The sequence below is a fragment of the Candidatus Protochlamydia naegleriophila genome, assembly GCF_001499655.1.
GTDB lineage: Bacteria > Chlamydiota > Chlamydiia > Chlamydiales > Parachlamydiaceae > Protochlamydia > Protochlamydia naegleriophila.
In genome coordinates this window covers 946,040-969,420 of record NZ_LN879502.1, presented here as the reverse complement: position 1 = coordinate 969,420, position 23,381 = coordinate 946,040, and the positions used below count along the sequence as shown (strand labels likewise).

16 protein-coding genes and 1 tRNA gene are annotated in these 23,381 nt (G+C 44.0%); 9 read left to right on the top strand and 8 right to left on the bottom strand.

Annotated elements, in window-relative coordinates; translation table 11 throughout:
• Positions 1–6: 6 nt before the first annotated feature.
• From gyrA to PNK_RS13330, 8 genes are all read right to left on the bottom strand, one after another.
• Complete coding sequence (gene gyrA / locus PNK_RS03995; RefSeq protein WP_059060440.1) at positions 7–2,592, bottom strand: DNA topoisomerase (ATP-hydrolyzing) subunit A; 2,586 nt, start codon at positions 2,590–2,592, stop codon at positions 7–9.
• An 83-nt stretch (positions 2,593–2,675) separates the two neighbouring features.
• Positions 2,676–5,183 (bottom strand): DNA topoisomerase (ATP-hydrolyzing) subunit B, encoded by a 2,508-nt coding sequence (gene gyrB / locus PNK_RS03990; protein ID WP_051981916.1) that lies wholly within the window; start codon positions 5,181–5,183, stop codon positions 2,676–2,678.
• Between the two features lie 36 nt (positions 5,184–5,219).
• Positions 5,220–5,558: a DciA family protein gene (locus tag PNK_RS03985; protein WP_032125317.1), complete on the bottom strand. Its 339-nt coding sequence runs from the start codon at positions 5,556–5,558 to the stop codon at positions 5,220–5,222.
• Positions 5,559–6,606: 1,048 nt separating this feature from the next.
• Positions 6,607–7,662 (bottom strand): outer membrane beta-barrel protein, encoded by a 1,056-nt coding sequence (locus PNK_RS03980; RefSeq protein ID WP_059060438.1) that lies wholly within the window; start codon positions 7,660–7,662, stop codon positions 6,607–6,609.
• 71 nt (positions 7,663–7,733) lie between these two features.
• Positions 7,734–8,675: a 4-hydroxy-3-methylbut-2-enyl diphosphate reductase gene (ispH, locus tag PNK_RS03975; protein WP_032125315.1), complete on the bottom strand. Its 942-nt coding sequence runs from the start codon at positions 8,673–8,675 to the stop codon at positions 7,734–7,736.
• A gap of 68 nt (positions 8,676–8,743) precedes the next feature.
• Positions 8,744–9,223, bottom strand: a complete 480-nt coding sequence (locus PNK_RS03970; protein ID WP_032125314.1) for a low molecular weight protein-tyrosine-phosphatase — start codon at positions 9,221–9,223, stop codon at positions 8,744–8,746.
• 40 nt (positions 9,224–9,263) lie between these two features.
• Entirely contained in the window at positions 9,264–11,300 is a 2,037-nt protein-coding gene (locus PNK_RS03965) for a bifunctional serine/threonine-protein kinase/formylglycine-generating enzyme family protein (protein WP_059060436.1), read from the bottom strand.
• A 275-nt stretch (positions 11,301–11,575) separates the two neighbouring features.
• Positions 11,576–12,598, bottom strand: coding sequence for a tetratricopeptide repeat protein (locus PNK_RS13330; protein ID WP_158021688.1), 1,023 nt, complete (start codon positions 12,596–12,598; stop codon positions 11,576–11,578).
• Positions 12,599–13,788: 1,190 nt separating this feature from the next.
• Between PNK_RS13330 and yidC the strand changes: the two genes are divergently transcribed.
• The 9 genes from yidC to PNK_RS03925 all read left to right on the top strand — a co-directional run bounded on the left by yidC (position 13,789) and on the right by PNK_RS03925 (position 23,380).
• Positions 13,789–16,278 carry a membrane protein insertase YidC gene (gene yidC / locus PNK_RS03955; protein ID WP_059060432.1) on the top strand — a complete coding sequence of 830 codons (2,490 nt, stop codon included), beginning with the start codon at positions 13,789–13,791 and terminating at the stop codon, positions 16,276–16,278.
• 159 nt (positions 16,279–16,437) lie between these two features.
• Positions 16,438–17,796: a chromosomal replication initiator protein DnaA gene (dnaA, locus tag PNK_RS03950; protein WP_032125310.1), complete on the top strand. Its 1,359-nt coding sequence runs from the start codon at positions 16,438–16,440 to the stop codon at positions 17,794–17,796.
• A gap of 258 nt (positions 17,797–18,054) precedes the next feature.
• On the top strand, positions 18,055–18,645 hold the full coding sequence (locus tag PNK_RS03945; protein WP_059060430.1) for a hypothetical protein: 591 nt from the start codon (positions 18,055–18,057) through the stop codon (positions 18,643–18,645).
• A 121-nt stretch (positions 18,646–18,766) separates the two neighbouring features.
• On the top strand, positions 18,767–20,092 hold the full coding sequence (gene ahcY / locus PNK_RS03940) for an adenosylhomocysteinase (protein ID WP_032125308.1): 1,326 nt from the start codon (positions 18,767–18,769) through the stop codon (positions 20,090–20,092).
• A gap of 60 nt (positions 20,093–20,152) precedes the next feature.
• A complete protein-coding gene (locus PNK_RS13325; protein ID WP_158021687.1) occupies positions 20,153–20,299 on the top strand; it encodes a hypothetical protein in 147 nt (48 codons plus the stop codon).
• Positions 20,300–20,460: 161 nt separating this feature from the next.
• Positions 20,461–20,535: transfer RNA gene (locus PNK_RS03935), tRNA-Pro, on the top strand.
• Positions 20,536–20,620: 85 nt separating this feature from the next.
• The gene (lgt, locus tag PNK_RS12995) at positions 20,621–21,787 is read left to right on the top strand and encodes a prolipoprotein diacylglyceryl transferase (protein WP_079992799.1); all 1,167 of its coding nucleotides are present in this window, start codon (positions 20,621–20,623) and stop codon (positions 21,785–21,787) included.
• 410 nt (positions 21,788–22,197) lie between these two features.
• Entirely contained in the window at positions 22,198–22,464 is a 267-nt protein-coding gene (locus PNK_RS03930; RefSeq protein WP_032125307.1) for a 2Fe-2S iron-sulfur cluster-binding protein, read from the top strand.
• A gap of 178 nt (positions 22,465–22,642) precedes the next feature.
• Positions 22,643–23,380 carry an iron-sulfur cluster assembly accessory protein gene (locus tag PNK_RS03925; protein ID WP_173636861.1) on the top strand — a complete coding sequence of 246 codons (738 nt, stop codon included), beginning with the start codon at positions 22,643–22,645 and terminating at the stop codon, positions 23,378–23,380.
• Position 23,381 lies beyond the last annotated feature (1 nt).

Below are 23,381 nucleotides of genomic sequence, written 5' to 3'. Positions count from 1 at the left end.
ACAGTCCTATTCCAATGGCTCTTCATTCGGCTCTTCAACCTGATCTACTTCAACATCAGCCTCATCAACCCAATTCTCTTCCAGTTCATCAGCAGAAGAACTTTCTACTGCACTTTCAGGAGATCCTTCAGAAACTGTCATATCTTGATTTTCGCTACCTTCCAGCTTCTGGATGGCAACTAGGTAATCAGCGTCACGCAAGTTGGCAAGCTTGACACCTTGAGTATTGCGTCCCATGACGCGCAAATCGCGCATGCTAATGCGTACCGTTTGTCCAGTCGACGACATCATGACCATGCCATCGTCATCTGTGACGCAAAGGGCACCCACAACGTTTCCATTGCGCTCGCTTGTTATAATCGAACGCACCCCGACACCTCCACGATTGGTTTGCCGGAAGTCTTCGACTTGGGAGCGTTTCCCAAAGCCGTTTTCGCAAACGACCAAGATAGACTCATCACCGTTAACTACCTCGCAGCCGACAATATAGTCATCTTCTTCGCGCAAAGTGGCCCCTTTTACGCCGCGAGCCGTACGCCCCATAGGACGGACATTGCTTTCATCGAAGCGAACAGCCATGCCTTGATGAGTGAAAAGCATCACCTGCTGCTCAGGTTTTACAAGTCTTGCAGCAACAAGTTCATCCCCTTCATCGATATCAAGCGCCCATACGCCTTTGCGCCTAGGGTTGCTGAATTCACTCAAAAGCGATTTTTTAACCACAGCGCGCTTAGTTGCCATGAGGATACACGCCTCTTCCTCAAATGAGGAAACCCGTTGAATGGTGGCAATTTTTTCTTCCGGTCTCAAATCTTCGAGCAGATTGATGAGAGGTTTCCCTTTCGATTTACGGCCCGTTTCAGGAATCTGCCAGACTTTAAGCCAGTAGCAACGTCCCAGGTTTGTAAAGATGAGCAAGTAATCATGCGTCGTCGCTACATACAAGCCTTTGATGGTATCCTCTTCACGCTTAAGCTGCATGCCTGTGACTCCTTGGCCACCTCTACGCTGTTCGCGGAAAGTACTGACAGGCATACGCTTGATATAGTCGTCTTGGGAAATCGTGATGATGACAGGATCGTTTGCAATCAGATCTTCCATATTGACTTCGCTTTCCGCAGCAATGATCTGTGTCTGGCGCTCAGACTTATGATGCTTCTGAATGTCCAGCAGCTCGTCGCGGATAATCTCTTTAACCATCGCCTCACTGGCTAAAACAGCGCGGTAGTAATCGATTTTCTTTAGAAGCTCTTGATATTCTTCATTGATCTTATCTCTTTCCAGACCTGTCAACTGGTACAGCCTCAAATCTAAAATCGCATTCGCTTGACGCTCGGTAAACTGGAATCTTTCGATCAGTTGAGCGCGTGCCTCGTCTCGGTTTTGGCTGGCGCGAATTAAGCGCACCACTTCATCCATGTGATCGATAGCTCTTAAATAGCCTTCTAAAATGTGGGCGCGAGCTTCGGCCTTATTCAACTCGAAGCGGGTACGGCGGCGCACCACATCGATGCGATGTTCAATCCAAACAGCGATCAATTGCTTCACGTTCATGGTACGCGGCAGGCCTTTGTCCAGGGCGAGCATATTGCAGCCAAAAGTGATTTGCAAATCGCTGAATTTGTATAGCTGGTTGATGATGACTTCTGGAACTTCTCCGCGCTTTAATTCGACAACAATGCGCATCCCGTCTTTGTCGGACTCATCGCGCAAGTCCGAAATACCGGTAATCGTCTTATTATTGATTAATTCAGCAATTTGTTCGATCAAACGCGACTTATTCACGTTGTAAGGAATCTCATCGATTGCTAAACGCGGCCTATCAGGCGTCTCTTCATTTTCTTCTACACGGATGACACCACGTAGAATGAGTTTGCCTCTGCCGGTATGAAAAGCCTCCTTGATTCCGCGATAGCCGCAAATGATTCCCCCTGTTGGGAAGTCCGGGCCTGGCATCACCTTCATGATCTCATCAACCGAAGTCGTAGGATTTTCCAATACCATGAGGGTGGCTTTGATCAATTCGTTGAGATTATGAGGAGGAATATTTGTCGCCATTCCGACGGCAATCCCCGAGGAGCCGTTGCAAAGCAAATTGGGGAATTTAGATGGAAAAACCGTGGGTTCCTTTTTAGTTTCATCGTAGTTAGGAACCATCTCGACAGTGTCTTTATCCAAATCATCCATCAGCTGCACAGCTGCAGTCGTTAAACGAGCTTCTGTATAACGCATCGCAGCAGGAGGGTCTCCATCGACCGAACCAAAGTTTCCTTGCCCATCAACCAAATTATAGCGCATCACCCACTTCTGGGCCATCCGTACAAGTGTTGGATAAATGACCATTTCACCGTGCGGATGGTAGTCACCCGATGTGTCACCGGAGATTTTGGCACACTTACGATGCTTGCCATTAGGTCCTAGATTGAGTTGTCGCATAGCATAGAGAATACGGCGCTGAGATGGTTTTAAACCATCGCGCGCATCTGGAAGAGCACGAGCGATGATGACAGACATCGAATAGCGCAAATAGCTATCCTTCATTTCATCTTCTACATTCCGAGTAACGATGACTTCGTCTTTAGTATAGGACATATTAACCTCTTTTTAGGCCAGTTAAACCCCGTCTCTCTCATCAGAATTGACAAGCGAAAGAGACAGGCTTACCTGATTCGCAATTAGACATCTAAATTTTTAACTGACAAGGCATGCTGTTCAATAAATGCACGGCGCGGCGGAACATCTTCACCCATCAACATGGTAAACATATGGTCGGCTGCAATAACATCCGGCAAGGTCACTTGAATGAGAGTGCGCTTCAGAGGATCCATCGTCGTCTCCCAAAGCTGATCCGCATTCATCTCTCCCAAACCCTTATAGCGCTGGATCTCAATTCCCTTGCGACCGTTGACGCGCAAGAAGTCGATTACTTCGCGAAGGGTGTGATAGGGGTGCGCCTTGCCTCCTTCCTCTGTTATTTCCACTAAAGGCCCATTGGCAACTAAATAGTTGTTGAGGTCTAAGCCAAATTCGTGCAAAGGCTCTTGAATCTCTTCGATGCCGCCTTCTTCAAAAAGTTCGATAAAGTGGAGGCGGCTCGGTTTAAAGGCCCTCATCTCTTGCGTAATCTCGCCTTCTGGAATAGACGCAAGTGTTTCTTGATGCCGCTGGCGTTGACTGTCTTCCTCAGACTGCCTAAGGGCCACAAACTCATCTTCAGAATAGGCAAAGCGAGACCCTTCGACCAAATTCACCTGGAAGCGAGGGAGCTGTCCAGCCCCATTCTTCAGGGCAAGAAACTCTCTGAAAGGAATCCCTTTTCTTTCAATGCGGGCAATAAATGCCTCCACTTCTAGAATGCCTGTAATCAGTTTTTTCGTTTCATCTGCACTCAGCACTCCATCCCGGCCGGCAAGTTTAATCAACACATCGCTCATGCCAAGCTCGAGCAAGTAATCATCCATTTCTTTTTCCGAATGGATGTAACGGCTCGTTTTCTTGCGTGAAACGCGATACAGGGGCGGTTGAGCAATATAGACGAAATTGTTTTCGACGAGAGCCGGCATGTGACGGTAAAAAAATGTCAGCAGCAATGTACGAATGTGGGAGCCGTCGACGTCGGCGTCGGTCATGATGATGACTTTGTGATAACGCAGCTTGTCGATATTAAAGCTATCTTTTCCAATTCCACACCCCAATGCAGCGACCATCGTGCCGACTTCGGTGTTCTGCAAGACTTTTTCAAGGCGAGCTTTCTCAACGTTCAAAATTTTACCGCGTATCGGCAAAATGGCTTGAAAACGGCGGTCTCTTCCAGATTTGGCAGATCCACCCGCAGAGTCCCCTTCCACAATGTAAATTTCGCAAAGAGCCGGATTCTTTTCTTGACAGTCGGTCAATTTACCTGGCAAACGCGCACTATCTAAAGCAGACTTACGCAAAGTCAGCTCACGCGCCTTGCGCGCGGCTTCACGCGCTTGAGCAGCAATAATAGCCTTATCGGCAATCAACTTAGCCATAGAGGGATTTTCATCCAGGAAAATCGTCAGCTCTTCACCCACAATCTGCTGCACAACCGATCCTACATCGCTATTGCCCAAACGCTGTTTGGTCTGCCCTTCAAACTGGGGATTGGCGACCTTCACAGAAATGACCGCCGTTAATCCCTCACGCATATCTTCACCGTTGATGGAGATCTTATCGCTCTTCAAGAGATTGTGATTCTTGATATAGTTGTTCAAGACGCGTGTTAAAGCCGTTGAAAAGCCTGTTAAATGCGATCCGCCCTGGCGGGTTGGAATGTTATTGACATATGAAAAAATGGTTTCGGAATAACCATCATTCCACTGCATGGCCACTTCAAATTCAATGGGGGCATCATCGCCTGGACGCGCTCCATGAAAGTAGATAGGAGCCGGGAAAAGAGGTTCTTTATTTTCGTTGAGATAGGAAACAAATGAACTCAAACCACCCTGATAACAGAAATTGACATCTTCTTTATCGGGATGCTTTTCATCTCTAAAGAAAATATTGATTCCTTTATTAAGAAAGGCTAGCTCTCGGAAACGTTTAGCTAAAATATCATAGTCAAAATCAATCGTCGACATGACTTCATTGTCGGGCCAAAACCAGACTCTTGTTCCCCTCTTGGTCGTCTCACCAATAACCTGCACCGGACGAATCACTTTTCCTTGCGAGAACTCAATTTCGTGCACTTTTCCATTTTTGTAGACCTGTACGAGCATTTTTTTAGACAACGCGTTGACGCAAGAAACCCCCACACCGTGCAGACCACCAGACACCTTGTAGGTATCTTTGTCAAATTTTCCGCCTGCGTGCAAGATAGTCATAACGACTTCCAAGGCTGATACCTCACGCCCTTGTTTACGAGACTCTTTTTCGTGCTTTTCAACCGGAATCCCCCGACCATTATCTTCAATACTAATTGAATTATCCTTATGCAAAATAATATCAATCGCGCTGCAATAGCCTGCCATTGCTTCGTCAATGCAGTTATCGACAACTTCATACACTAGATGGTGAAGCCCATTGACACCTGTGTCGCCTATATACATACCAGGGCGCTCACGCACGGCTTGGAGACCCTCTAGAACCGTAATAGAACTAGCATTGTATTCTTTAATTTGAATCTTGGACTGATCTGAATTTAGTGTATCCTGAGACATTCGATTACCTTAAATATTGAAAATTTATCTCTTGTTTCAACCAATTCGAAAAGAAATCGTCTTAATCTCGACATGAGGAAACTTCTGTCTAAGCTGGCTTAAAATGCGTGGCTTATCATTCTGGCTTAACAAACTATAGAGGGTAGAGTTTTTCACCTTTACTACAAGGACACCCTCTGAAAATGATACTGCTTGCGTCATCGCTGCAAGCTTTGGCCCAATAATAGAGGGCCACATCGTAAGAATTAAATCAGAGCGTTGCTGATAAACTTCTCCAATTTTTGATAAAACATCTGGCAATAAGTCATTGATGCGATGAGTCGTTACCCCCGTTCCATCATAATAACGGGGTGTGCGAGAATAGGGCTTACCCACAGCTTTTTCCGCCTTAATTTAAAAGGGCTTGAGAAAAAAATTTAAGCCCTAGCATACCACAAAATTACGGTCTAGACAACCTTTTTATGCGTATTTTCACAGGGTATTAATCAAATCAGTAACCCCATACAAAAAGAAACAAACAAAAGTGAATCGCAAGTATTCAATTAATACAAAAACTTGAAAAATGTAAAAAAAGTAAAGTAAATGATTCACGCAAACAGATCGAAAACTTTTTATAAGCACCTTAAGGAAGTCTAATAAACCCAATTTTTTACTAGCTGCACGGCTATACCAATGTTTTTTTAAGCACAACATCGAAAATCATAAGAAGTAATTTTTTTCCACTCTCTTTTGACATGACTTTCTTCAAATTGCTTTACCAATCTGCAATCAGCCACTCTCCGAGCTAATAGAGGTAAAATTAACTTTCATAAGCAAATAATAATTAAACATTTAAAATAAGAAAGCGAACACAAGCTAAACGCAGAGACGGAGACACGATGGGAATAATAAGCCATCGATTACCCTGCTCCACCCATCTATGAATGCTATATCCAAAGTTGATTAAAATCAGAACTGTTTCTGTGCTTTTACTTAGACGATTACTTTACGGTTCACAAGATAAAGACGCACTGGGTCACGTAGCCTACAATTTTTATATGCTCCCGCTATCTGTATCTATACATCGCTCCTACCGTTTTTGTATTAATCTTCTACCTTCTCATTTATTGGAAGAATCAGAAATTCGATCGATTTTCTCCTGACAGACCGAGCTTGGATACGGTAGGCCGACTGATTTTTAAAGCCCATAGTACGAGCCTAATGAGAACCTATAGGTAACGGAATAATAAGAGAGCGGAGAGCGACTAATTGCAAAAAAACCAGGAATTATTTGAAGCAAAAAAGAAGTTCAAGGCAAAAATCTAATTCTTATGGTCTTTTACATAACATCTAGATCATAAAGGTAATGGAAAAACCAGGATGGGAAGGGAATGCAAAAAAAGCATTGCCAAGAAGATTCTCGGCAATGCTTTAACGGGTTCAATTAGAACGCCATACCTACATCAACAGAAACGCTACCAGAACACCACTTAACATCTCTTAACGGGATAGTTACGTAGCATCTTGTATCGATATCGCCTTCAGATACATCAGCAATCAAAGCACGATCATGTCCATGGCTTGCTTTGAAGTACTGGAATCCGCCTTTAAGAGCGACTGTCCAGCAATCACAAACATCCCATCTTACGCCGAAATCAACAACATGACCATAAGCTCTTTTTGCACGGTGGTGGAAGCCTTCTGGTAAGTCTTCACGTAAGTTCCAACGAGCTTTTGCATGGTATGTAGCAAAATGGTATTCGTAATCTAAGAATAGAGACCAATCACACCAGAAACGGTAGTTAAGATCGAAACCGATGAATGGACCGTTCCAACGTGTGTGGTAACGGCTGTTCAATCTACCGCCAGAAGAATAAGAGCTGTCGCTATAAGAATAGTAATCGCTGTAGTAAGAATCGCTGTAAGATTGACGCGTAGACTCAGAACCGTCGAACACGAGCGGGAAGCCGCTAGCAAATCTTAAATGACGATCTTTCAAGTGCTGACCTTTCCAAGAATAACCAACTAAAGGAGTGATAGAGAAGCTATCATCACACAATTTGAATTGGTATCCAACTGCAACGTCTGCATCGTACACATGACCTTTAGTCTTAGCATGTGTGCGAGAAAATTCGAACTGAGATTCTTCATTGAAATCGAAGAAGTCAGAATCTGTGTTTTTGCCGCTGACGATCCAGCCGTAATCTCCACTAGCACGCAAGTAGATGTTGTCACATGTGACGTACTCGCCTCTAGCTTCGATTTGCCATATTTTTAAATTTTTCCATTTCAGGTCAGACTGAACGCCAAATGGGCTGCTGCTGTCGCTATAGCTTGAATCGCTAGAGCCGAAGAAATCAGCATGGGTCTTCCATTTTAGTTCGTCTCTACGGTAGCCTACGCCTACTTCAATAGAAGAATCTGTTGCTTCAGGCCAGAAAGCTTGAGCAGCAGAGCAACTTAGAAGGGACGCCATAAGTGTCAAAAGGATTTTGCGCATATATGTCCTCTTAATGATTTTTAATGGTTCAGGGATCTTGATAAAATACACTCTAACAATAAATTCTAGAATTAAGCAACACTAAAACGTGCATTAACAATAGGTTTAGGCAATTGGAAGACAACATCTTCATTGGTATACACTACATCTTCGACTTCATCCACTCCCAATTCGATCAAACGCTGAATACACTTCTGAACAATCTCTTCAGGCGTAGAAGCCCCAGCGGTCAAACCTATCATTTGCTTACCAACCAACCACTCCGACTGGATTTCTTTCTCGTCATTAATCAAATACGACTCAATTCCCCTCGTAGAGGCAGCTTCCCTCAAACGATTGGAATTTGAACTCTGCGGATCGCCAACAACCAAGACCAAGTCGGTCAAGTCGGTAATTTCTCTTAAAGCCATTTGGCGATTTGTCGTCGCATAACAAATGGACGAACTTGGCAGTGTTTCAATGTAAGGATATTTAGTGATCAAAGCTTGCGTAATCTCTTTAACATCATCCAGACTCAAAGTCGTCTGAGTGATATAAAAAAGCTTCTCCTCAGGCAAGTAGCTTAAACCCTTAACATCTTCAACTGATTCCACAATCGTCGTTACATCAGGCGCTTCCCCTGCTGTTCCAACGATTTCAACGTGATTGCGATGCCCGATTAAAATGATTTGATAACCTTGCGAAGCGAAGCGCTTCACAGCCGAATGAACGCGGGTTACAAGACCGCACGTAGCATCGATTTCAATGAGTTGCCGCTTTTTAGCCTGCTCTCTAACAGCCGGTGAAACGCCATGGGCAGAATAAATGAGCCGGGCTCCGACAGGCACATCATCAACTTCCTCGATGAAAATCGCCCCCTTAGCCTTTAATCCTTGTACAACGTGGCGATTATGCACGATCTCATGCTTAACGTAGATAGGAGATCCCCACAGCTCGAGGGCTTTTTCAACGGTCTCAATAGCCCGCTCAACTCCCGCACAAAAACCACGTGGCTTAGATAACAACAACTTCATTTAGCAACCTTGACATCTCATAAATTTAGATCAGGCATCATAAAGAAAAAGCGACTATTTGACAATCACTAAGTCACTCCCTCTTTGTTTCTGATGTGATTCAACAGTCCTTCACAGGACTCTTCCAACATATCCAAAACCAGCTCAAAAGCACCCCCAGGCTGATAATAAGGATCTGGAACGTCCTGCCCTTTATAGAGAGAACTAAACTCAGTCATCAGCGCAATTTTCGCCTTATATTCTGGCGTTCTCGCATATTGATAAAGAAACTTAAGAACCTCTTTATCTGCAACTAAAATGTAATCAAAATGATCAAAAAAGTCTTTCTGGAACTGTTGAGCCCGGCTGGTTAAAACAATTCCGCGAGCCTTAGACGCCTCCTGAATGCGCCTGTCAGGCGCCTGCCCCACATGCCAGTCTCCAACTCCACAGCTTTCAACGTGAAGAGAGAGAGATTCATTTTGAGCCAAATGTTTAAGAATTCCTTCAGCCGCTGGAGACCTACAAATATTACCCATGCAGACAAACATCACACGTACTGTTTTCATCACTCATCCTATAATCGATTAAAACCCTTTCAAAATACGCTCATGATCGCTGAACATCTGTTGCACAACGAAAACCGTACGTTCCATTAACAGTCCCAGGATTATTGCGATGACGCCTAGAGCAACGCAAATCTTCTTTCAAGCTTTTCCAACAGCCACCTCTCAATACGCGATAGACGCCTTGCAAAGGACCTGGAGGATTATCTGGCTCTTGGATCGATACTTCATAGTAGTTATAGCCGTACCAATCATGACACCACTCGTACACATTTCCCGCCATATCATAAAGTCCATACCCATTTGGCGCATAACTCATGACAGCTGTTGTATCGGAACTGAAAAAATTAGCTTGCGTCTTCTCAATATCATCTCCTGTCGGATACAGCACATGTTCATGCCCGCCGCGCGAGGCGATTTCCCACTCAGCTTCAGTTGGAAGGCGCTTGCCCACCCACCTTGCATAAGCAACAGCTCCATACCACGTTACCCCTACAACAGGATGCTTGGCATATCCCGACTCGATGCTCAATTTTCCAGCACTCCGCTTAATGCGGGAATCACGCAAACGAATGATATCGTTGTGATTACTATCTTTTTCTCCGCCCATCACTTCCAAGAAACGAACAAATTGCTCATTTGTAATGGGGTGGACATCGAGAGCAAAACTTGCTAACGTCATTTGGTGACGAGGCATTTCATCACGACTTCCGTCTTGACTGCCTCGGTAAAAAGCGCCGCCTTCAATAACAACCATTTCTGTTAAAATGGGCTTAATATTGGTCACATCCTTTCTCTCTGGATTGTAGACCTTTACCGCGGAATTCACCTGAAAAATAGCTGCCGGATCAGGATCTGTTTGCGGACGCTCAAGCAGGGGATTTTGCAAAACAGGTTTAAGCGTCGGAGCCTGGGCAGAAGGAGCCTCTTCAATCTTCACAGTTTCTTGCTTAACCGCCTCTTGCTGATGCACAGTCTCTTCAATCACTGCACCAACAAATACCTCTTCGAATAGATCAACTTCCTTCTCTGGAACGGCATATTTAATTGTTTCCAGAAAGGCAACCACCTCTTCACGTTTTTCAGCCACAGCAGGCTCTTCACAGGCTATAGAGAGCTCTTCTTTCGCAATGACCAGCATCGGTTTTTCTACATAGCGAACGGCTTCCAAAGCCTCTACTAAAGAGCTTGGACGCTTGGAGGGCTGGCTCTGCAGGCAATGCTGCAGAAGAGAATCCCACTGATGGCGATACTGGCGCGGGCTGGAAGAAGGCATCTCAAAAACACCTTCTGGTAGCTCGTTCATCAACAAAAAGTAGGCCAATATTCCAAAAGCATACACATCGGCTTTTTCATCGACTACATGGGCACCATCGAGCCTCTTTTGCTCGGGAGCTAGAAAAGCGTAACTTTGCAAGAAAGAGGCATGCAAGGGAATGAGTTTTTGCTGATCGATTGCAGGATTTGGATAGCGATCTTGCCCGGCTCTTTGTCCAATACTTTGCAGGCCTATTTCTAACGCTTCGGCAACATTTTTATACGTTCGGGTTAAGACTGCACCGGCCCCCACAATCCAAGAGAGACCAAAATCAGAAAGATAAACTTGCAGCCCCTTGCGCTTATTCCCCACTAAAATATTATTGAGCTTTAAGCCGCGGTGAACAATCCCCCTATTTCCAATTTTTTTAGCATGCGCATAATCCAGCGCTTCAGCAACCTGCTTGAGAACACTAAAAACCTCCTCTTCTTCAAGAGGACGATCTAAACCCATTATATAGTGTGCTAAGTTTGTTATCTCTCCCACGTGATCCACGATGCAGTCGGTCACAACAAAGTAGACACCTTGCGCAAAAGAAATATTATGTGTCTTTACAATGGAGGGATGCTCAAGGGCAGCAAGATGGCCGATATCCTCTTGAAAGCGCTGAATAAAACCCCTGTCAGAAGAAAGTTCTTCGGGAAGAACCTTAAGAATGTACTGGCATTTCATAAAACGGTGTTCTGCCAAATAAACCATTCCCAACGTTCCCTGACCCATAGGCTTGATAATCGTATAATCGCCTAATATGCGCTGCTCCATGCTAAATCCTTATTTTCTCAACTTTATGTATAAAAGATAGTCGCTCGGGAGATTATTTTCAAACCTCAAGAAAGACCAAAGTCTAAATGAATTTTTACTTTCACCAATTATCAAATTAAAGATTTCTAAATTAAGCATTAATTGACTAAGCGCAATGAATCAATAGGAGAATTTTATAATCTCCATGCTCAAAAAGAAAAAAACGTTGAAGCCCAGAAATAGAAAACCCCTGCTATTTTTATAACAAGGGCCTTTATCTCTTTATCTAATAACGATTAACTGCCAAGAGAAATAGGGTTATTTTCTTCGGCAAACATTCGAAGCGCTTCACAATTGTCCTGTTGCCTAAAAAACTCTTTGCAGCGCTCATAAGCATCAGTTTTTAGATCTCCAGCTTGATCTGCAAATATTTTAGCCTCTTTGCTATTACCATGTTCGGCAAATATTTCAGCGCATTCCAAATAAGCTTCTTCTTTTGCGCCCAGGTTAAGCTCATGAAGCTCAATTTGCTCCACAAAACATTGTGCATTCTCCACCTCGCCTCTTTCAGCAAAGATTTTAGCTAATTCGGCATAAGCCTTATTTTTTTCAAAGGTTTCGACTATTTTATCCGCAAATGCTCGCGCATTTTCAACATCGCCACGCTCAGCAAAAATTTTAGCACAAATACGATATGCTATACCGTTTCCTTGCTGCATTTGCGCAATAAAAATCATAGCATTGATTGCATCTCCTAAGATAGCAAGCTCTCTAGCACATCCTTGGTAAGCACGATCCTTAGGAAAAACAGAGGAGATTTGATCGATAAACAGTTGAAACTTGGCGCTCTCTCCTCGTTTGATAAAAGCAATGGCACATGATACGCATGCACTATTTCTTTGTTCTCCAGATAAATCCATAAAAGTCCAAGCTTCTTCGCTATTTCCCAACTCAGCAAAAATTTGAGCACAGCTGCTATAAGCATACTTTGATTGATTTCCTGCCGCTTCACAAAAAACTTTAGCCACTGCACTTTTGTGAAGTTTGGCAAAAGCCTCTGCACAACTTACGTAAACGTTTAGCTTTCCAGCTCCATCTGCAAAAAACTGCGCATGTTCAAAATCACCCAGCACGGCAAAAGCCTTTGCACAACTTGCGTAAGCCTCATCTTTTAGCTCTCCAGCTCCATCTGCAAAAAACTGCGCATGTTCAAAATCACCTAACTCTGCAAACGAGCGTGCACCGACTACATATGCACGATTTTTGTAATCTTCGATGGAATCGATAAAAAATTGGGTACTCTCTTTATCACCTTGCAAGGCAAAAGCTTTGACACAGTTCATGCACGCTTGATCTTTCAAATTGATATCAACTATTATATTTCCAACAAAAGCCCTGGAAAATATAAAATCCCCCCGCTTCGCACAATCTTCGGCACAACGCAAATAGGCACGCTCCTTCCGTTCTCCTGCCTGGTTGGCACAGGTTAGAGCCCTGTCAAAATCCCCTTGCTGCGAAAAGGCAACAGCCATTTCTTCATACAGACAATTCAAACTTAGCTTGTAAGTGAGACTGATCTCCTCAGCACATCTCATCAGTTCCCTTTCATCTCTTTCTCCATTAACGATCCATAAGGCAGATGCTCGTAAAAGAAAGTTCATTTTATTTAGAAGGCTTACAAATGGCCAACTTTTTAAGTTAGAAGTTTCCGTTAAAATAACGCTTAGCTCTTCAGCATCCAAGCTCAAGCTTTCCAGTCGTTTTAAATAAGACTTGATATACGTGCTAAAGTCCTTCGCAACCCATATCTTATCTTCTTCTAAACGATTTCGAAGCTCATGCATTCTCAACTTTCCTTGAAGAATATCCCACTCATTTCTTCTAACTGAGATCGTATGATGATGTGGACCGCACAAAAGCTTAGCTAAATGCATAAGCCTGGGATCGGCCTGAGCTTTAATAACCAATCGAGAAAGCATACACTTTCTTTCCTGGAAAGAAAGTCCTTCCCATTCTTTTTTTCTTCCCGATGTTAACTCGTCTTGCGATTGCAGATAAAAATGAAAACTGATGTCCAAAGCCGCTTTCCACTCACGGCTTACACTTTCTATCATCCTCTCCCGCGCAGGAAAAAAAGAACAAACATAAGAAAGAACGTCCGATGAAATTTGATTAAATTGCATTATACCCCCTCAATTTAAAAATAATTAATTTTTCAAAAAGATTAACAAACATAAAAATAAAAAACCATCCCTTAATTACATTAAAATAAATATATATTTTTTAATTACATAAAAATAAACACAGATCAAGAAAATCAGTTTAAATTTCTATAAAACACCTGCTTCGGTGCTTAGTATGATTTCATGAATGATAGAATGAATCTGCCAAAGCAAAAACTCTACTGGTATCGCACGCCAAGCAGACGTTTTACTTGTCACTTTCAGGAGGGTATGCTAATTTATTCCTTTTAATGTTTTGATTTTAACACTTTAAAGGTTACTAGCTCATGGATAGACGCACCATCTTGTTTGTCATCGCCCTTTCTTTAACTTTATTTGGGATGAATATCTTTTTTCAGAACCAAAATACTCAGCAAAAACAAGAATGGTTGGCTCAACAGCAAGCCAAACAAGTTCTCAAAAGCAAGAAACAGGCTGAAGACATTCGTCAACGCACAGCAACGCTCGATTCGCTTCCTTTAGCAGCAGTCTATGCTGATGCATCTCAGCAGCAACGCTTAACTTCCGGCCTTCTTAAGCAAGATCTCCTTTTGACTTTAGCTTGGGCAGAAGAGGCGCCCTCCCATATTTTTGTTTCAACGCCTCAATCCGATCAAGCAGAAGAATACACCCTAGTTTATCAGGAGCCTGGAGTGCGCGCCCCTGTTCTTTACCGCTTAAAAGGGAGCTCGGCCAATTTACCAGTTGGCTCTCTGCCAGATTTTGGCCGCTATGAGCTGCAACTAGTGGCCTTCAACGATGCTGATTTCTCAACCCAGGTTGCCTTGGGTGAGTATATAGATGGGCATCTCGCCATTCTCAATCCTGAAGTTCTCCATTTAGAAAACGGCTCTTCCGGCTATGCAGCCCTTGCATTGCTGAAAACTCCACAAGGCTACTTACCGGTTGGACTCTATGATGCAAATGACAAAGCATTGGTCCGTTTATCAGCCATCAACGAGCTTGCCCCATTCTTAGCCATTGCTAAGCAGCAAACCAGCCAAGCAGCCGGCCAAAAGGGCGAAGAAAAATTTTATGTCCTAGAAAATGCCTATCAGCAATTAGTCTTTTCTAACCGCGGCGCGGCCTTAGCCGAAGTCAACCTTCCCTTTAAAACAAATGAAGATCACGTAAGCGTTGTACGCGAGATTGAGTTTGACCGCGACATGGTCAAAAACCATCCTTACAATGCCCACTTCCCAGCCCATTCCTACTACACACCGGCTGAATCGGACGGTAAAGAATTCACTTTTCACGAGCAGGGATTTTTAGGCGGCTACTACCCCTTGCTGCGCCGCGACCTGATCCAAGCTGCTCCTCGCAAATCGGTACAGGTTAAACCCCAATACTACGCACTCAACATTGTTTCTGATTATCCAGAGCTTGCCGAACTACCTTATGAAGTCACACACTTTGATGAGAAATCCATCACGTTTGAAGCCGTGCAAAACCATCGTCGCATCACCAAAACCTACTCTTTTGGAGATTCTGCCCAAGAAAGCCCTTACACCCTCAACTTAGCCATTCAAATTGATGGCGATAGCCGAGGATTGTGGCTAACATCGGGCATACCCGAAGTCGAATGGATTTCTGGAGGAGCCGCACCTTCTTTAAAGTATCGCATCACGCGCAATCAAAAATCTGAAGTCGAGAAGATCGATCTACCTAAGGATTCGGCTACCGTAACCTCCATTTATCCAGATTGGATTTGTAATTCCAACGGCTTCTTAGGAATGATTGTCGACCCTCTAAAAGAAATTGATGCCGGCTTCCGCGTCCAAACAATTTCTGGCCTAACCGTTCCTTCGCGCTTGACTGAGATCGATCAAGAATACGACATGTATAAAGCTGCCGATCTTCCAGGTTACATGGTCTACCTTCCCCTCAAATCTCAGGGCGGGTCAATGAATTTCCGCTTCTTTGCAGGCCCTTTTGAAGGCGATATCTTAAAAGAAGTCGATGCCAAGTATTCCAATGCAGAAACCGGCTACAACCCAGACTACGTTGCCTGCCAAACCATGCACGGCTGGTTTACCTTTATTTCAGAGCCTTTTGCAAAATTCTTGTTAGTATTGATGAAATTCTTTCACTACCTAACAGGATCGTGGGGGCTTTCGATCATCTTACTGACAGTTAGCTTGCGCCTTATGCTCTATCCGTTAAACACATGGTCAACCAAGTCCATGGTGCGCATGCAGCAAATCAGCCCGGAAGTGGCCGCTTTGCAAGAAAAATACAAGAAAGATCCTAAGAAAGCACAAATTGAAATCATGTCTCTGTACAAAGAACGAGGTGTCAATCCAGCTTCTGGATGCCTCCCCTTGTTGATTCAGATGCCTTTCTTAATCGGAATGTTCGACCTATTGAAATCGAGCTTTGCTCTTCGCGGCGCTCCATTTATTCCTGGCTGGATCGATGACTTAACAGCACCGGACGTTTTGTTTAGCTGGAGCAAGCCGATTTTCTTCATCGGAACCGAATTCCACCTCCTGCCCATACTGCTCGGCCTTGTGATGTTCATTCAGCAAAGATTCATGGCTACAGGACCGAAAGATCCAGACTTGATGACAGATCAGCAGCGTCAGCAAAGAGCCATGGGAACAATGATGACAGTTGTTTTCGCAGTGATGTTCTACAACTTCCCATCAGGATTGAACATCTACTGGCTCTCATCCATGCTGTTGGGCATCCTACAACAGTGGTATATCACTAAAAAACTGAAAAAAGAGCCGACGACAGCTCCTAAGCCAGCCCCTAAAAAAGGACGCTCTCGCTAGGCCTTTTAGACTTCTTGCTTAATGATTCATTAAGCAAGAAGTCTAAATCAAAGCATGCTTAAGAGGTCGAGGAGGTTCTTAATGAGAAAAATCAACATCCGAGTTACAATGCAACTGATGCGAAAAACAGATGGAATCGATCCACAAGGATAAACATACATGCAAGCTTGGGAAAATTTTCTGCAATCGCAAGAAGCCGAATTAGGGATCGATACTGTCCAGAAATGGCTCAGAACCCTAAAAATCCAACGCTTCGATGCATGCAATCTTTATCTTGAAGCAAAAGACTCCTTTCAGGCTCTTTGGTTTGAAGAGCACATCCGCAGCAAAGCTCAAGTCAAATTGCTAAACGGCAACAACAAAAGAATTAAAATCCATTTAGACGTTGCCAATTCCCCTCAAAAAGTCAAAAAAACCAAACCGAAATTCGCAGAAAAGAATCCCAAAGCTCCTCCTTTTCAACTTAACTTCGATGACTTAGACCCTCATTGCTTGTTCCAGTACTTTATGCACAGTGAAGAGAACAACCTGACCCACAAGCTTCTGCTAGAAATTGCAGGCCTCTCCCCGCAAGCCCACTCTACAAAACTTGGCACTTTCAACCCTATTTATTTATACGGGAGTACCGGCACAGGAAAGACGCATCTGTTGATGAGCTTAGCGCACGCTTTGAGAGCCCAAGGATTGAGAACTGTTTACGTAAGAGCCGAAACCTTTACGGACCATGTGGTAACAGCCATTCGAGCTGGTGAAATGAGCGTTTTTAGACAGGCTTACCGCAACATCGACGCCTTGCTAGTCGACGATGTACACGTCTTTTCAAGAAAGGGTGCCACCCAAGAAGAATTCTTCCACACTTTTAACACCCTCCACTTGGAAGGTAAGCAAATTATTTTATCCGCCAACTGTGCGCCGCAAGAACTTCAGCTCATCGAACCTCGCTTAGTGAGCCGCTTTGAATGGGGCATTGTTCTCCCCTTAAAACCTCTCAAGAATGAAGACATCCGTCAGCTCCTGACTGCGAAATCGCAAGCTCTCCACTTTGCTCTGCCCGTAAAAATCGCCGATTTCCTCATTGAAACCTTTACGAGCAATTCAAAAGCATTAATTCGCGCATTAGAAGCTTTAGTCTTAAGGCTCCACCTAGACTCCAAAAACACGCTCGCAGCGCTCACCCCAACGGCTGCCAAAACTCTTTTGAACGACTTGATCGAAGAAGAGCAAAAGTCCGCCATCACCTCTGCCAAAATTATCCAAGCCGTAGCCGAACAATATGGAATCCGTACAGAAGACATCTTAGGCAAAGCCCAAACCCGTGAATGCGCACTTCCACGCCAGCTAGCCATGCACCTATGCCGGGAACAACTCAAGATGCCATACATGAAAATTGGCCTTCTCTTTTCACGCGATCATTCAACCGTCATGTCCAGCGTCAAGCACATTCAAAAAGCCTTAGATCAAGATGACCGCGATATCGCAGCAACTTGGCACGCCATCATCAAAAAACTCCAAGCCTAGACTCTTCCAGGAATCCCTCCTGCCCCATTAGCCCCTTCTTATTGTTACTCATGCGTTTGTATGCAAAATGAAATAGAGTTCTTAAGAAAGGCAGATCGAACAATTACATAGTCAGAACCATTTAAGTATATTTATGGTTACCAAAAATTCTCAAACTCATTACAAGTTAGCCTATTGAAGGATATTAAACGTATCATTCATCTAACAAAAACTAACAACTAATTTTAATGAATCATATTGTAATTGATTGAGGAAAAAATGAACCAGGACATTTCGTTCGCCAACATAAATGAATGTGAAAACCAAATAAATCAGTGGATGAAAGAGGCCCAGGGGGACTTAGCCAACAGTAAAGCCATTCACTCCTCTACGCAAAAGGTTTTAGCTATTGCCAAAGCTTCTCTCTTGGCAGGAGCCTTATTAGCGCTTCTAACGCCGCGCTATGCGCATTGCTTCAATGTCAAGCGAAGGGAAGCGTGGAAAATTAGCTTTGTCTTAATGACCGCAGGAGCTACCCTGACGCTATTCAACCTCAAAGAGCTTCAAGCAAGTTATCTGCAGCAAGATCCCGAGTCTGCAAAGTCTTTAAAGCATCGCATTAGATGCTTAAAACTGCTTAAAAAAGGAAAAGTTTCAGAAGCCATAGAGAATTTAAGAAAGCATCCTGAATGGATAACAACTGATAAAGGTCTTGAAGTATTGGATCAGTTTGCCAACAAGCAATACAATGCCCTTTATTCTATAAAATCACTCAACCAGAACGCTCAAAGCCCGCAGTCCGCCTATCGAGCTATGGATTACGTGGCCAAGCTGCTTTGCCGCATATGTAAAATTGCGTTGCCTATTTAAATATTGTTTATATATTAATCAGCTTAGCGAAATTCTCAACTGGATCTCTTTTATTGAATCAAAACAGCAAAAGAGATCCTTAAATGTTTCCTAGACAACAAGTCCATTGAGTGAGGCTACCATGACCAAAGACTATCGCATTGCAAGAGATCTATCCATTGATTCCGAAGAAGGAATTGCACTCGCTCAACTAGGCCTTCGAGAGATTGAGCTGGCTGAAAAAGAAATGCCAGGCTTAATGGCCTTACGCCGAGAATATGGCGACAGCAAACCGCTGAAAGGCGCCCGCATTGCTGGATGTCTCCACCTGACTATTCAAACGGCTGTCTTGATTGAAACACTAATTGCCTTAGGAGCACAGGTGCGCTGGTCATCATGCAATATTTATTCGACGCAAGATGAAGCCGCTGCTGCCATGGCATACAAAGGCATTCCGGTCTTTGCATGGAAAGGCATGTCATTAGAAGAGTATGAATGGTGCATCGAACAAACGCTTCACTTTGGCGAACATCCTTTGAATATGATATTAGACGATGGCGGGGACTTAACGCAGCTGGTACACAACAAGCATCCAGACCTCCTGGCTGGTATTCGAGGCATTTCAGAGGAAACCACAACGGGCGTGCGCAACCTCTACCGCCTTGAAAAGCAGGGAATGCTGGGAGCTCCAGCCATCGACGTCAATAATTCTGTGACAAAGTCGAAATTCGACAACTTGTATGGATGCCGCGAATCTCTAATCGATGGAATCAAGCGGGCCACGGACGTCATGCTAGCTGGCAAAGTGGCTGTCATCATAGGGTTCGGCGATGTCGGCAAAGGGTCGGCAAAATCCTTGGCTGGAATGGGAGCCAGAGTCATCATTTGCGAAATCGATCCCATCTGCGCCTATCAAGCCTCTATGGAGGGGCTCGAGGTGCGAACCATGGAAGAGGCTGCCCCCATCGGAGATGTTTTTGTGACAGCTACTGGTTGCATCGATGTCATCCGTGGCGAGCACATGGAACAAATGAAAGACGGCGCCATTCTTTGCAATATTGGACACTTCGACAGTGAAATTGATGTGCGCTGGTTAAAGGAACATTCTGAAATTGAAGAAATTCCCATTAAACCGCAGGTCGACCGCTATCAATGGAAACGCAAGAATAAATGCTTAATTTTACTTGCCCAAGGAAGACTCGTCAATCTCGGCTGCGCAAAAGGCCATCCGTCCTTCGTTATGTCCAATTCATTTTCCAATCAAATTCTTGCTCAAATCGACTTGTGGACTGCACCAAAGCGCCATCCGATCAGCATTCGCCGCCTCCCAAAAATTCTCGATGAAAAAGTAGCCAGGCTTCACTTAGAAAAACTAGGCGTGCATTTGACAACCTTAACCCCAAATCAAGCAGCTTATCTCGATGTTCCAATCGGTGGCCCCTACAAGCCAGACTACTATTTGTACTGAATCCATGATGTTCTTGCAAAAATCGAGCGTTAAATCGGTTGATTTTTGCAAAAACCTCCCATGACTAATACGGCCACTCATCTGACAGCTAAATTTCATCTTTTTCATCTTTTTTCTCCGGAAGAGAGGACATTCTCTTCAGCGAAAGCTAAAAAACCAGCTGTCCATACAGCAATTGACCTCGAATTAGGGCGCAATCACGAATAAAATGCCTCATTAACGCTAAAAAATTACAAAAAAATAGAGATCAAATACCCACTCAAAACCCATCTTAGAGCCATAAAAACGCAAGATAACAAAAATATCACATTTTCATTTGTCGAAAAATTGGAAAATATGTTAGTTTTCTATTCTCTTTCGAGAGAAATCGGAGTATAGCGCAGCTTGGCTAGCGCGGCTGCTTTGGGAGCAGTAGGTCGGGGGTTCGAATCCCTCTACTCCGATTCAGCCCTATCTTTGGAAACGGAGATAGGGCTTTTTTTGTACCTAAAAAATCGATTTCAAAAAAAGCATTACAGAGGTTGTTCCATGCAAATAGGAAACTGGATTGCTTGGCTTTACTGGAATCCCCCTCGCGAGGCATTCACAGTCCCCCTTCTCGATCGTCCCGTCATGTGGTATGGCATCAGTTTTGTGACAGGGTTTATTCTTGGCTATTTTCTGATCGTCCCCATCCTCGCCAGCTTCCTCCGCCAAAGCAAACACCTTGCATCAATCGATATCCTCAACTGGCCGCTTCTTGTCAAACACCTCCACACAAACAACTCTTCCCCTCTCGTTCAACGTTGTTTATCAGCCTTGAATCCTAAGGCGCGCGAGCACCTGCAAAAAGCAGATGGCAATCAAGCAAGCGATCCTTTTCTACAAGAGCAGTTGCTTAATAGCTTCAACCAGGTGCTGCAAGGATGCGGAGTTAAGCGGGAAGACTTCGAACAAACCTTTAAAGGCGCCATCGCAACAGCAACCCATACCAGCCATTTTTTATCCGACCGTTTATGTTGGTTTATTGTTGCCGGAACTTTGATCGGCGCCCGCCTCGGAGCCGTTTTTTTCTATGACTGGCCCTACTTCAAAGAACACCCCCTAGAGATTTTTCAAGTTTGGAAGGGAGGCTTAGCAAGTCATGGCGGTGTCCTTGGAGTCATGCTTGCACTTTACCTCTATATCCTATATGCCCGCCAATGGATGCCAAGCCTCTCCTTTCTAAGACTCCTGGACTTTGTCGCGATTCCAAGCGCTTTAGCCGCCTTCTTTATCAGGCTCGGCAATTTTATGAACCAAGAGATCCTAGGAACCCCCTCATCTCTGCCATGGGCCGTTCTCTTTGGACAGCCGGCCGATGGAAGTGCTCTTGTTCCAAGACATCCGGTTCAACTCTATGAAGGAGTCACCTATCTGATCACTTTCTTCTTTCTCTATGCTTTATGGAGAAAGAGAGGTAATGAAGTGGGAGCTGGCACCTATGTGGGTTATCTCTTCATCTTCATCTTTTCAAGCCGCTTTATTTTAGAATTTTGGAAGGCGACGCAAGAATCGATCCTAGAGAGCGGCTCCCTACAAATGGGGCAATGGCTCAGCATTCCCTTTATCTTATTAGGCATCCTCTTAGTCTATAAAGGGCAAACAGCATGCGGCAATTGCGCAACTTGCCCAAAGAGAAGAAATCAGGCTGAACAGTCATCTTGCAAAAAATAAAATTCTCTCAAATGCCGGTAATGCTTGCACAAACAACCTTTGACTCGTCATCCAAAAGGCCTAATGGCCTTTTGGATCGGGCAAACTCTACTTGGCTGTTAATATTGCCTTTTAGCACTTTGATCACCAATTGTTCGGCCCTATAGTCCTATATGCTCTCAAGTAATGATCAATCTACTCAAAAATCTTCGCATTTTTAAAGAAGCCTTCTATTCAATCACTTACAACCTGTGCTTGGCTATGGGCCTCTTAGTAAAAAAACCTTGATCTTATAATAAATTTAAACGATAATTTAACATAATTAAATTATTCAGTATGAATTTATTAGAAACTTGAGCTTTAAGAACTCAAGTTAGAACCGGTCTTACCGACCAGGTTTTATAAAAAGCCGTTGTTAGGAGTAAAGATTCATGGCTACATTAGTATTTGACCATAATGATGAAGAAACTGAATTGCCAGACGATTCTCCAATTGCCGAAGTTTGCGAAGAAGCTGGTGTTCCTTTTGCATGCACGGAAGGAGTTTGCGGAACTTGTGTCATCGAAGTGAAAGAAGGCAAAGAAAACCTCTCTTCTCCAACGCAAGAAGAGGAAGATTTCCTTGGTGAAGGAACTTGTCACGAACGTTTAGCTTGTCAATGCCGCATTAAAAAAGGGCGCGTTCGCATTTCATTTTAATTACATTTAGACTATACCAAAGTAACTTCAGAACCCCGTTTTGGAGTCACTTCGGCATCCATTACACAACTAAGCAAAGAACTAGAGGGTGTTTTCAAATCTAATTAGTTAAGCCATTTTTTGCGCGACTGGTTGGATTTGAAAACATCCTCTTAACAATTATTAAAGAGGAAATACTATGTCCTGTTGTTCAAAACCTAAACATGACGATCATTCTCATTCCCACTCGCATTCTGGTGGTTGCTGCTCTCCAGCTCCTAAAGAGCATTCACATTCTGGCGGCTGTTGCTCTCCCGCTCCTAAAGAGGATTCTCATTCAGGTGGATGCTGCTCTGCACCGAAGAAGCAGCAGCAAGCTCCAACAAAAATTACACGTCTGATGACGATCGAAGACATCTTAGGCATGTTCCCCTTCAAGGCGCAAAAGCTCTCTCAAGAAATTACGAATGCCGGCCTCCACTGTGTGGGTTGCCATGCGGCCGTATGGGAAACTCTTGAAGGTGGAATGATGAGCCATGGCAAGACCAATGAACAAATCGATGAACTTGTCCATCGCCTCAATGTTTTATTAGAAGAGCCTATCGATCAATCATCCATCAGCATCACAGCTCGCGGCGCTTCAAAATTTCTAGAAATTTTGAATGACGAGAACAAGCAGGGATGGGGCATGCGCTTTGCTGAAGAAATGGCTGGCTGCAATGGTTTCGAATACGTTTTAGATTTTTCTGAAAAAGCAGATGCGGAAGATCAAATCTTCACATCTAATGGTATTGAAATCCATGTAAAAAAAGCCATGGTTCCGCGTCTCCTCGGTTCAGAAATCGATTTCGTCGATGGCTTGCGCGGATCTGGATTTAAAATCTCAAATCCAAACGTCCGCTCTTCTTGCGGATGCGGAACATCGCACAACTACTAAG